The 11,851-nt window shown below is 44.9% G+C and carries 10 protein-coding genes; 5 read left to right on the top strand and 5 right to left on the bottom strand.

The window, feature by feature from the left end; translation table 11 throughout:
* Both QVA83_RS08990 and QVA83_RS08985 read right to left on the bottom strand, forming a co-directional pair.
* Positions 1–1,096, bottom strand: a 1,096-nt coding sequence (locus QVA83_RS08990) for a TonB-dependent receptor plug domain-containing protein (RefSeq protein WP_287498366.1), incomplete at its 3' end; no start/stop codon positions are given.
* A 334-nt stretch (positions 1,097–1,430) separates the two neighbouring features.
* The gene (locus QVA83_RS08985) at positions 1,431–1,781 is read right to left on the bottom strand and encodes a Grx4 family monothiol glutaredoxin (RefSeq protein ID WP_014948765.1); all 351 of its coding nucleotides are present in this window, start codon (positions 1,779–1,781) and stop codon (positions 1,431–1,433) included.
* Positions 1,782–2,130: 349 nt separating this feature from the next.
* Between QVA83_RS08985 and sodB the strand changes: the two genes are divergently transcribed.
* The 4 genes from sodB to QVA83_RS08965 all read left to right on the top strand — a co-directional run bounded on the left by sodB (position 2,131) and on the right by QVA83_RS08965 (position 7,797).
* Complete coding sequence (gene sodB, locus QVA83_RS08980) at positions 2,131–2,712, top strand: superoxide dismutase [Fe] (RefSeq protein WP_014948764.1); 582 nt, start codon at positions 2,131–2,133, stop codon at positions 2,710–2,712.
* Positions 2,713–2,953: 241 nt separating this feature from the next.
* Positions 2,954–4,876 (top strand): PrkA family serine protein kinase, encoded by a 1,923-nt coding sequence (locus QVA83_RS08975; protein WP_014975982.1) that lies wholly within the window; start codon positions 2,954–2,956, stop codon positions 4,874–4,876.
* Positions 4,877–4,961: 85 nt separating this feature from the next.
* Complete coding sequence (locus tag QVA83_RS08970) at positions 4,962–6,248, top strand: YeaH/YhbH family protein (protein WP_014948762.1); 1,287 nt, start codon at positions 4,962–4,964, stop codon at positions 6,246–6,248.
* Position 6,249: 1 nt separating this feature from the next.
* Positions 6,250–7,797: a SpoVR family protein gene (locus QVA83_RS08965; protein ID WP_014978686.1), complete on the top strand. Its 1,548-nt coding sequence runs from the start codon at positions 6,250–6,252 to the stop codon at positions 7,795–7,797.
* Positions 7,798–7,825: 28 nt separating this feature from the next.
* Here the strand turns inward: QVA83_RS08965 and QVA83_RS08960 are convergent, their stop codons facing one another.
* The 3 genes from QVA83_RS08960 to prmB all read right to left on the bottom strand — a co-directional run bounded on the left by QVA83_RS08960 (position 7,826) and on the right by prmB (position 11,239).
* Entirely contained in the window at positions 7,826–9,043 is a 1,218-nt protein-coding gene (locus tag QVA83_RS08960; protein WP_156078077.1) for an MFS transporter, read from the bottom strand.
* Between the two features lie 153 nt (positions 9,044–9,196).
* A complete protein-coding gene (aroC, locus tag QVA83_RS08955; protein ID WP_014948759.1) occupies positions 9,197–10,294 on the bottom strand; it encodes a chorismate synthase in 1,098 nt (365 codons plus the stop codon).
* A 9-nt stretch (positions 10,295–10,303) separates the two neighbouring features.
* Positions 10,304–11,239: a 50S ribosomal protein L3 N(5)-glutamine methyltransferase gene (gene prmB / locus QVA83_RS08950; protein ID WP_061094557.1), complete on the bottom strand. Its 936-nt coding sequence runs from the start codon at positions 11,237–11,239 to the stop codon at positions 10,304–10,306.
* Between the two features lie 152 nt (positions 11,240–11,391).
* Here prmB and QVA83_RS08945 point away from each other — a divergent pair.
* Positions 11,392–11,851: endonuclease SmrB (locus QVA83_RS08945; RefSeq protein WP_287498365.1), on the top strand; the 460-nt coding region annotated here is incomplete at its 3' end.

Genomic DNA, 11,851 nt, shown 5'->3' with positions numbered 1-11,851 from the left:
CTAGTACGTTATCACCAACTACGATGTCGGTTGGACAGTTACCTGACATATCACCGGTTAAATCACCAACTAGTAGTAGTTGATACCCTTCACCCTCTTCAATCACTCCGTCGCCGTTGCGATCTGCTGGATCAATACCACCGTCGTTCACACCACCACGATTGTGCGGGTTACGGAAGTAGAAACCACCTTCAACTTCACGCTCGGCATAGTTACCAAACATGTAAGCTTCTGAGGTAGCAGAAAGCTCAATACCTGCATTAGCGAAAAGCTTAATGTCGTGTTTGATTTCAGGTGAACCCCAAATTTGCGCAGGATCTGCTACAAAGGTGTTCCCTGCCGCTATCAATGCAGCAGCGTCGGCACGCTGTACACTTCGAGATGTGTCATCTGCAGTACGGTATTCAGCTGAAAGGTTAATAAAGCCTTTATCAGATAGAGGAAGACCTACGTTACCCGACATCTGAATCATGTCGCCGTCGCCTTCGTAGAAAGAGCCGTAACGGGCTTCAAACGAACCACCTTCTGATGCATCGTTAAGTACGAAGTTAATTACACCCGCAATCGCATCAGAACCGTATTGTGCTGCTGCACCATCACGAAGTACTTCCACCTGCTTTAATGCCGCTGCTGGGATAACAGAAATATCAGGACCTTGTGCACCGTCAGAAAGACCACCACCAAGGAAAGTGATAACCGCAGAACGGTGACGACGTTTACCATTTACAAGCACAAGCGTGTGGTCTGATGCCATACCGCGAAGGTTAGCAGGACGAACAAGCGTTGAAGCATCGTTGATCGGCTGGTCGTTTACGTTAAAAGACGGAACAACAGTCTGCATCATAGATACCATATCAGTGGCACCCTGCTGCTTAAACTCTTCGTCAGAAATAATATCAATTGGCACCGCTGAGTCAGCGACCGAGCGAGGCGCTGCACGTGAACCAACTACCGCAATTTGTTCAAAATCTTCGGCCTTAGCACTCTCTTCAGCTTCTTGCGCATAAACAGGTGCAGCGGCCATTACTGAAAACGCAGCTGATGCAGCTAATACGCCACGCACGTTTTTGGTCAATAAAGACAAGGTTGTATTCATGGTGGTTTCCCGGAGTTTCTCTAAGACACCTTCAGCGTTTTAAACACATTAAAAAAATGCTCAGAGTAGTTGTTATTTTTTACCTTCAACACTGACTCATTTGCGGTCAGATGGTGTTTTTTATAGAACGCAAGATATTAAAAAACAAACCTTTTTCGACAAAATAAAAATATTTTTTCACTCCGTAGAGGATTTTAATTTCTGACCTGTCTATATAATTTTTACGGGAATAAAAGTGCGGGATTTTTGGCGGGTTTTAATAAAAAAAGCCGACTATAAGCCGGCTTTTAAATCGTTTTTTACAAACCTAAAGATTTGTACATGGAAACAAGATTTACTCTGCTTCTTTGTACTTTGCAGCCGTTTCTTTAATAAGCGGTTGAAGCTCGTTTTGTTGGAACATTTCAATAATGATATCGCAACCGCCTACAAGCTCACCTTCAACCCATAGTTGCGGGAATGTCGGCCAGTTTGCATATTTTGGTAGTTCTGCGCGGATGTCTGGGTTTTGAAGAATATCTACATAAGCAAATGGTTCGCCACATGACATCAACGCTTGCGATGCTTGTGAAGAAAAGCCACAGCTAGGTAGTTTAGGAGAACCCTTCATATACAACAAAATTGGGTTTTCTTCGATTTGCTGCTTGATTCTATCTAGCGTTGATTGATTTTCAGTATTATCCATTTGATTCCTCTGAGCACAAAAGTGTATTCCCGGTTAGATGGGAATGCATGAATGATTTATCAAGGGAAAGGGTATCATAATTTTATGTTTAATTACCCATAGCTGAATTGATCTTTTCAACCTCTGAATCGTTATCTACCCATACATTGCAATACAAATTAGTGTCACATTTTAACTTTTGAAAAAAAATTCACATTTTTGTCATTGAGTTATAGGACTTTATCCCCACATTTGGGATATGCTTTAGCGTCTAAAGCAGTATATTGAACATAGAATTAATATGCACTTATTGAACAGGCGAAGATAAGTGGGCTTTAGACTACAATACTAAACCAACATGGAGACCGTCATGGCTTTTGAATTACCAGCATTACCATACGAACAAAATGCACTAGAACCGCATATTTCTGCTGAAACGCTTGAGTACCACTATGGCAAGCACCACGCTACTTATGTAACTAAGCTTAACGGCCTAGTTGAAGGTACTGACATGGAAAACAAAAGCCTAGAAGAAATCATCAAATCTTCTGACGGCGGTGTTTTCAATAACGCAGCGCAGGTATGGAACCACACGTTCTACTGGCACTGTCTAAGCCCGAATGGCGGCGGTGAGCCAACAGGCGCGCTAGCAGAAGCTATCAACGCGAAATGGGGCTCATTTGCAGACTTCCAAGCAGCATTTAACGATAAAGCGGTTAACAACTTCGGTTCAAGCTGGACGTGGTTAGTTAAAACTGCAGACGGCAGCCTAGATATCGTTAACACAAGCAACGCGCAAACGCCTATTTCTGGCGACGACCTTACGCCAGTGCTTACTGTTGACCTTTGGGAACACGCTTACTACATCGACTACCGCAATGCGCGTCCTAAGTACCTAGAAAATTTCTGGGCGCTGGTTAACTGGGAATTCGCAAGCAGCAACTTTGCATAAGCCAAAGACTGAAGCGTTAAGCGCCTTGCGCTCTTAACAGCGTAAAGTATCAGTTATAAAAAGCCCCGCTTCCAAGCGGGGCTTTTTTTATGCACTGTTGTTCATTAAGTGACACTAAATTCTTATTAAAGTTGCATTTTTCATTAGACGAAAAGATTAAAAACTATACACAATAATTACTATCGTTTTCCCAAATACCTACTAAGCTGAAATTACGGGGTTCCGTATTTAAGGGGTATTCATGGGTATTTTTGAACACTATCAAAGTCGCTATGAAGAGCGAAAACAGGAAGAGTTCACCATTGGGGAGTTCCTTGAAATTTGTAAAGAGGATCAAACCGCTTATGCAAATGCAGCAGAACGTTTGCTACAAGCTATTGGTGAGCCTGAATTAATCGACACTGCCAACGACCCGGCACTTAGCCGCATTTTCTCAAACCGCGTTATTTCTCGTTATCCAGCTTTTTCAGAATTCTATGGCATGGAAGAAGCCATAGAACAAATCGTTTCTTACCTTAAACACGCCGCACAAGGTCTTGAAGAGAAGAAACAAATTCTCTATTTGCTCGGCCCAGTGGGTGGCGGTAAATCGTCTCTGGCAGAGAGACTTAAAGAACTTATGCAGCACGTACCTATTTACATGCTGAAAGGCTCGCCTGTTAACGACCATCCATTCTGTCTGTTTGATGTCAAAGAAGATGGCGACATTTTACAAAAAGAGTACGGCATTCCTAAGCGCTACTTAAAAACCATTATGTCGCCGTGGGCACGCAAACGCCTGCATGAATTCAATGGCGATATTACCCAGTTCAAGGTGGTTCGCGTTTATCCATCAGTGCTCGACCAGGTGGGTATCGCTAAAACCGAACCCGGTGACGAAAACAACCAAGATATTTCATCTTTGGTGGGTAAAGTTGATATTCGCCGCTTAGAACAATATGCACAAAACGACCCTGATGCTTACAGTTATTCAGGTTCACTATGTAAGGCCAATCAGGGCTTAATGGAATTTGTGGAGATGTTCAAAGCACCGATTAAAGTGCTGCATCCACTTTTAACTGCTACACAAGAGGGTAACTACAACCCAACAGAGGGCTTCTCTGCGCTTCCCTTCGATGGGCTTATACTTGCGCATTCAAACGAATCTGAGTGGCAATCGTTTAGAAACAATAAGAATAACGAAGCCTTCCTAGACCGTGTCTATATAGTAAAAGTACCGTACTGTTTGCGAGTACGTGAAGAAATTAAGATCTACAAAAAGTTACTAGACAGCAGCGAGCTTAACGGCGCGCCCTGTGCGCCAGACACGCTAGAGTGTTTAGCGCAGTTTACTGTGTTATCGCGCTTGAAAGAGCCAGAGAACTCCAGTCTATTTTCTAAAATGCGCGTGTATGATGGCGAGAGCCTGAAAGACACCGACCCGAAAGCCAAGTCTTATCAAGAGTACCGCGACTACGCCGGTGTCGATGAAGGCATGGAGGGGTTATCCACCCGCTTTGCATTTAAGATTCTCTCCAGGGTTTTTAACTTCGATCATCAAGAAGTGGCGGCAAACCCAGTCCATTTGTTTTATGTACTGGAGCGTCAAATTGAACGGGAGCAGTTCCCTCAAGAAACCGCTGATAAGTATTTGGAGTTTTTGAAAGGCTACCTCATTCCTCGCTACGTGGAATTCATTGGTAAAGAGATTCAAACGGCTTACTTAGAATCGTATTCTGAATATGGGCAAAACCTGTTTGACCGCTATGTAACCTATGCTGATTTCTGGATCCAAGACCAAGAGTATCGCGACCCAGAAACCGGACAGCTGTTCGACAGAGCGTCACTGAATGCTGAGTTAGAAAAAACAGAGAAGCCTGCAGGAATAAGTAATCCGAAAGACTTCCGTAACGAAATCGTTAACTTTGTTTTGAGAGCCCGTGCAAATAACGGCGGCAAAAACCCAGCATGGACCAGTTACGAGAAACTTCGCACCGTGATTGAGAAGAAAATGTTCTCTAACACGGAAGACTTACTGCCGGTTATTTCTTTTAACACCAAAGGCTCTGCAGAGGAGCAGAAAAAACACGACGACTTTGTAAATCGTATGACCGAGAAGGGATATACGCAAAAACAAGTTCGGTTGCTGTGTGAATGGTACCTGCGCGTACGTAAAGCGTCTTAGCGCTAAACGCATGTGGTGCTGAAGCGCGTGTAATGCGTGCTTCAGCACGGGTATTTGTAGTTCACAACAAGACAAGCAGGTGTGTATGGCGCATTTTATTGACCGAAGGTTAAACAGCAAAGGTAAGAGTACGGTAAACCGCCAGCGCTTTATAAAGCGTTACAAACAGCAGATAAAGCGCGCTGTTTCTGATGCAGTGGGTAAACGTTCTGTTACCGATTTAGATTCTGGCGAGCAAATTAGCATTCCAGCCAGAGATATCTCTGAACCTATTTTTCATACCGGCCGCGGCGGCAGTAGAGATATTGTCCACCCTGGCAACGACCAATTCACGGCGGGTGATAAAATTGATAGACCGCCAGGTGGCGGTGGCAAGGGCGCAGGCGAAGGCGACGCCAGCAATGAAGGCGAAGGCCAAGATGAGTTCGTATTTTCAATATCCAAAGACGAATATTTAGACCTACTTTTTGAAGATTTAGCGCTTCCCAATTTAAAGAAAAATCAATTTGATAAAGTCACCCAATACGAAACCTATCGCGCAGGTTATCAGACCGATGGCGTGCCAAGTAATTTAGATATTGTTCGCTCACTCAAAGGCTCTGTGGCAAGGCGTATTGCCTTAAGCGGAAGTGATAGAAAGAAACTGAGAGAGCTTGAAGAAAAACTTGCACTGCTTATAGAAGACAAGCACGACAATACGTTAGCCATAAATGCATTAAAAGAAGAAATTGAAGCACTTAAAGCCAAAATAGCCCGAGTGCCTTTTATTGATACTTTCGATTTGCGCTTTAAGAACTATGACAAGCGTCCGCTTCCCTCAAGCAAAGCCGTAATGTTTTGCTTAATGGATGTATCTGGCTCTATGGACCAAGCCACCAAAGACATGGCTAAACGGTTTTATATCTTGCTGTATCTCTTTTTGACGCGAACCTACGAAAATGTAGACGTGGTGTACATTCGTCATCACACGCAAGCAAAGGAAGTAGACGAGCACGAGTTTTTCTACTCTCAAGAAACCGGCGGCACTATTGTTTCAAGTGCATTGAAGCTAATGGATGAAGTCGTTCGCGAGCGCTACAGCGATGGAAATTGGAATATCTATGCTGCACAAGCGTCAGATGGCGATAACTGGGCTGATGACTCGCCACAGTGTCGTGACTTGCTTACCGCTAAACTGCTACCCGCAACCCGTTACTATGCCTATATAGAGATAACCGAGAGGCAGCACCAAAGTTTGTGGCGAGAATACGAGAAAGTGGCCGCCACTCACGACAACTTTGTATGTAAGCACATACAAACACAGGCTGACATCTATCCTGTGTTCAGAGAGCTATTCAAACGCTCTGAACAAGATGCGCAGCAAGGAGCCTAATATGACAACCGACGCTATGGCAAAAGAAAACAGCAAGCCTGAAACATCAAAACGCCACTTATTAAGCGATGGGCCCGACTGGACGTTTCCACTTATCGAAGAGTATGAGCAACATATCGATCGCATCGCCAAAAAATTTAAGTTAGACACCTATCCCAATCAAATTGAGGTGATCACCGCAGAGCAGATGATGGATGCTTACGCCAGCATCGGCATGCCGCTTAACTACACGCACTGGAGCTTTGGCAAAAAGTTTATTCAAACTGAGCAACAATACCGTCGTGGACAAATGGGGCTGGCTTACGAAATCGTCATTAACTCTGACCCCTGCATTGCGTATTTAATGGAAGAGAACACCATTACCATGCAAGCGCTCGTTATGGCACATGCGTGCTACGGTCACAACTCATTCTTCAAAGGCAACTACTTATTTAAAACCTGGACCGATGCCAGCTCTATCATCGACTACCTGGTCTTTGCTAAAAACTACATTGCTAAATGCGAACAAAAATATGGATTTGATGAAGTCGAAAATATGCTCGACTCGTGCCACGCGCTAATGAATTACGGCGTTGACCGATACAAACGCCCGCAGAAAATTTCGTTACAAGAAGAGAAAAACAGACAAGAAGAGCGCGAGGCCTACCTGCAATCGCAAGTGAACGAGCTTTGGCGCACCCTGCCAAATAGCCCGCATAGCAAACACAAAGAAAAAATTCGTTTTCCACAAGAACCGCAAGAAAACCTGCTTTATTTTATTGAAAAAAACGCACCTTTACTTGAACCTTGGCAACGTGAAATTGTGCGTATTGTACGGAAAGTTTCGCAGTATTTTTATCCGCAAAAACAAACCCAAGTAATGAATGAAGGATGGGCCTGTTTTTGGCACTACCACATTCTAAATGAGATGTATGACGAGGGTTTGGTCAGCGACCGCTTCATGATGGAGTTTTTGCACAGTCATTCAAGCGTCGTTATGCAGCCAGAGTACAACAGCCCTTATTACTCTGGCATCAATCCGTATGCGTTAGGCTTTTCCATGTTCATGGATATTAAACGGGTGTGTCAGTCTCCCACTGAAGAAGACTATAAATATCTTCCAAGTATTGCGGGAAAAGACTGGCTTGAGACCGTGCATTTCGCCATGGAAAATTTTAAAGACGAAAGTTTTATCAGTCAGTTTTTATCGCCTAAAGTTATTCGCGACTTTAAGTTATTCGCCCTTGAAGATGACACCACCAAGCCCTTTATTGCGGTGAGCGCTATTCATGACGAAATGGGTTATCAAATTATTAAAGAGAAGCTGTCTGCTCAATACAATTTGAGTAATTTAGAACCCAACATTCAGGTACATAACGTTGATGTAAGAGGCGACCGTTCGCTTACTCTTCGCTATATTCCTCAGCGAGGAATTCCGCTAGGCGATTCAAAAGATGAAGTTATGCGCCACCTGCACAGGCTGTGGAAATTTGATGTACGTTTAGAGCAAGACAATGGTGATGATGGTATTGACGTGATATCAGAGTGTAAACGTGCACCGCAGGCGTAAGCCTGCGGTCAGCCATCAGAACAAGATTTTAAGCCGCCTTTGCACTTTCCATTTCTTTTCTGGAACACAGTAGCAGTGACAGTGCGCCTATTGCTGCAAAAACTGCTGCGGTAACGAACGTCTCATAAGCGTTAGTGCCTTGCTGCCACTGCTGCCCTGCCAAGTAGTTTCCAAATGCGCCACCTAATCCAAACGCTATACTGATGTATACCGCTTGCCCTCGGCTTTGATACGCCTTCGGCAGGAACTGGTGGATAAAATGCACCGATACTGCATGCGTTAAACCAAAGCTTAACGCATGAATAAGCTGACTCAACACAATCACCATAAAGGTATCAGCGAATGCCGCCATGACATACCAGCGAAGCCCTGTCAGTGCGATGCTCACAAACAATAAATTCCACACGCCAAACTGGCTAATCAGACGGCGGGCAATAAGAAATATCCCCACCTCGGCAAGTACCCCAAGCGCGATAAAGATGCCAGTTTGTTGGCCGCTGTAATCAAGGTCGCGCATGTAAAGTGCGAAAAATCCGTAATACGCACCAAAGCTAATTTGCAAGCACGCTGAAGCGAATATAAAGATGGCGAAAGGTTTTTGTTTGGCGTATTTCCAAATACTTCCCGCCGTAGACGTTTCAGGTGCAGCTTCTTTGGGCGCACGTATGAACAAGGTACTGATGAACAGTAACGCGAGTACGCCAATACTGGCGAGCACTGGCGTGTCGGTAGAAAAAATATCTAGGGCTTTACCCACACCTACCGTCAAACAAATAAAGCCAACGCTCCCCCATAGCCTTACCTGCCCATACGTGGCATTGGTTTTCGCCACCGTGTTCATCGTGATAACTTCAAGTTGAGGCAACACCGCTGTCCAGAACATCATCATTAACCCGAAAGCCAACGTAAGCCCCCAAAAACTGGTGAAGTAAAACACCGAACTAAAAGTCAGTACAGTGAGCAAGCAGCCTAAACGCATTACGCCAATGGCATTACCCGTTTTATCGGCCACGCCAGCCCACAAGCCTGGCCCTAAAATACGCGCTAGCGTTATAACAGCAAAAAGTTCACCGATTTCGGCAGAAGAAAATCTCCGCCCATCAAGGAAGATACCTAAATAAGGCACAAGCACGCCAAGCTGACCGAAGTAAAGCCAGTAGGTGATAGCAAGAATAAAGAGGCCGGTTTTGCTGCTTGCTGGGCTCGCCGCAGTATTGTTGGCATCGTTTAGGCCATTTGGTGACAATTCACATCTCCATATGCAAAAACGCCACTAGCGCAGAACCGGCAGTGGCGAATGATAAAATTAATTAGCGCAACATGCGCTCATGCTGCGTGTATCTTTAATCCGCGTTAACGTCGCAGTCTTGGCATTGCGGTCTTGCGATTTAAAAAACTGCTATGCCTGACCCGCAATTGGTTTCGTGGTCGACTGCACACCGGCATTTTGAGCGCGGTGGCGCAGCAGATGATCCATCAATACCAGTGCCAGCATGGCTTCGGCAATAGGTACAGCACGGATACCCACACACGGGTCGTGACGACCTTTGGTGACGATATCGATTTCCTCATTGTCTTTATTGATAGTTTTACCGGGAACCGAAATACTTGAGGTCGGCTTAAGCGCCATGTGTACTTCAATATCCTGACCGGTAGAGATGCCGCCTAGCACGCCACCTGCATGATTAGATGTGAATCCTTCGGGAGTAAGCGTATCGCGGTGTTCACTGCCTTTTTGATTAATAACATCAAAACCATCACCAATTTCCACGCCTTTCACTGCGTTAATTCCCATCATGGCGTGGGCGATTTCAGCATCTAGCCTATCGAAAACAGGCTCGCCTAGGCCTACAGGCACATTCTTCGCAACAACCGATACTTTCGCGCCAATGCTGTCGCCTGACTTTTTAAGGTCTCGCATGTACTCGTCCAGCGCGTCTAGCTTAGACTCATCAGGACAGAAAAACGGGTTAGTGTTGGTTACGCTGTGATCAACCTTATCTACTGTTACCGGCCCAAGCTGAGACAAATAGCCTAATACCTCAATACCGTGCACTTCTTTAAGGTACTTTTTCGCAATACCACCTGCAGCTACGCGAATAGCCGTTTCACGTGCAGACGAACGCCCACCACCGCGGTAGTCACGGCTTCCGTACTTTTGATCGTAGGTATAGTCAGCGTGGCCTGGACGAAAGCGGTCCTTGATATTGCCGTAATCTTGGCTTCGCTGATCTTTATTTTTAATCAATAAACCAATACTGGTGCCAGTAGTTTTACCTTCAAATACGCCAGATAAAATTTGTACTTCATCGTCTTCTCTTCGCGCCGTAGTATAACGAGAGGTGCCGGGCTTACGTCTGTCTAAATCAACCTGAAGATCTTCTTCTGTGATCTCAAGTCCTGGAGGGCAACCGTCTACCACACCGCCAATTGCAATGCCGTGGCTTTCACCAAACGTGGTTACAGTGAAAAGTTTTCCGAAGCTGTTACCTGACATAATTAACTGTTAATCCTTACTACTAAAATACTGTACTAATGTGTTTTTCTGAATTGCGAAAATACCTGAACCGCCATTTTCGAACTCAAGCCAAATGACTTCTAAGCCAGGGAACCTTTCGCTCATGTGCACTTCGCTATTTCCAACTTCAACGAATAACCAGCCACCGTCATTAAGGTAAGTTGGCGCCTCTTTAAGCATGATATCAACCAGTTCCAGACCGTCTTCACCTGCGGCAAGGGCAAGCTCAGGCTCGTGGTGATACTCTTCAGGCAAGTCAGCCATGTCCTCTGCGTCAACATAAGGCGGATTAGACACGATAAGGTCGTATTTCTGCCCTTCTAAACTTGAAAACAGGTTAGACTGAATGGGATAAACACGGTGACTAAGACCATGCTCCTGAATATTGATATCGGCCACTTCCAATGCATCTGTGCTGATATCAACGGCATCTACCTGCGCCTCTGGGTATGCATGAGCAAGCGCAATAGCAATACACGCGCCGCCCGTGCACATATCAAGAATACTGTTAGGCGTAGATTCTACAAATGGCGCAAACTCTTTTTGAATAAGTTCAGCAAATGGAGAGCGAGGAATGAGCACTCGCTCGTCTACGTAGAACGGCATACCGCAGAACCAGGCTTCGTTTGTGATATAAGGCAATGGCATGCGAGTTTGCACGCGCTTTAAAACAAGCTCTGCAATCTTCTCTCGCTCGCTTTTCGTTAAGCGAGACGTCATTACGCTGTCCCCAACTTGCTCCAATATAGGATGAGGCAAATGTAAGGCTTGCATAACTAGGCTTGTCGCTTCATCCCATGCATTGTCAGTACCATGACCAAAGTACAAGGCCGCATCGTTAAAACGGCTGGTTGCCCATCGTGTCATATCTAACAGGGTATGCAGATCTTCAATGGCTTCTTCAAGGTAAAACTTATCGGTCATGGCGTTTGGGTACATCAAAAATTTTAAAGCTGGTATCATACCCAAACTTCATACCGATTCACATAATTAACTACGTACCGAATCTTTCTATTCGTTATAATTTAGGCGTTTTGAATCGTTAAACTCGAGTGTATTTACCCAAGCTGTTGTTGATGAAAACCTTTAAAAAAGAACTCAAAGCATTAAAGAAGCAACTTTCTGAACCTCATCGCCATAAAAGTCAGGCGAGACAGGAAGGCGCCCGTAATGGAAATATGTCTACGAATACCGAGGAAGAGACCTTTTCATTTGCCGATGCAATGCAGGGAGTGACGCCTTTATCACAAGATAAAGTTGAGCCCGATAAGCAAGTTGAGTTATTTAAGAAGTCACAGCAGGTAAAAGGTAAACATCTAAAACACAGTAAGCAATTAGCGGCAAGCTTCGACTTTTCTGATATGTATCAGGCAGCACTGCCTCAGGAAGGGCCAATGCGTTTTTGTCAGGAAGGTGAGTCGACGCATATTTTAAAGCAGTTACGCCGCGGCGACTACTCGCCAGAAATGACCTTAGATTTACATGGCCTTACCCGCGAGATGGCGAAAGCCGAGCTTGCCGCACTTATTCACACGG

The sequence above is a fragment of the Alteromonas sp. AO-Serp genome, assembly GCF_017849675.1.
In the GTDB taxonomy this organism is placed as follows: Bacteria; Pseudomonadota; Gammaproteobacteria; order Enterobacterales; family Alteromonadaceae; genus Alteromonas; species Alteromonas macleodii.
This window is presented reverse-complemented; position numbering and strand designations above follow the sequence as displayed.

Excerpts from the sequence above, each read along its gene's own strand:
- QVA83_RS08985 (WP_014948765.1), bottom strand. The coding sequence starts at position 1,781 with ATGGATAATACTGAAAATCAATCAACGCTAGATAGAATCAAGCAGCAA.
- sodB (WP_014948764.1), top strand. The coding sequence starts at position 2,131 with ATGGCTTTTGAATTACCAGCATTACCATACGAACAAAATGCACTAGAA.
- QVA83_RS08975 (WP_014975982.1), top strand. The coding sequence starts at position 2,954 with ATGGGTATTTTTGAACACTATCAAAGTCGCTATGAAGAGCGAAAACAG.
- QVA83_RS08970 (WP_014948762.1), top strand. The coding sequence starts at position 4,962 with ATGGCGCATTTTATTGACCGAAGGTTAAACAGCAAAGGTAAGAGTACG.
- QVA83_RS08965 (WP_014978686.1), top strand. The coding sequence starts at position 6,250 with ATGACAACCGACGCTATGGCAAAAGAAAACAGCAAGCCTGAAACATCA.
- aroC (WP_014948759.1), bottom strand. The coding sequence starts at position 10,294 with ATGTCAGGTAACAGCTTCGGAAAACTTTTCACTGTAACCACGTTTGGT.
- prmB (WP_061094557.1), bottom strand. The coding sequence starts at position 11,239 with ATGACCGATAAGTTTTACCTTGAAGAAGCCATTGAAGATCTGCATACC.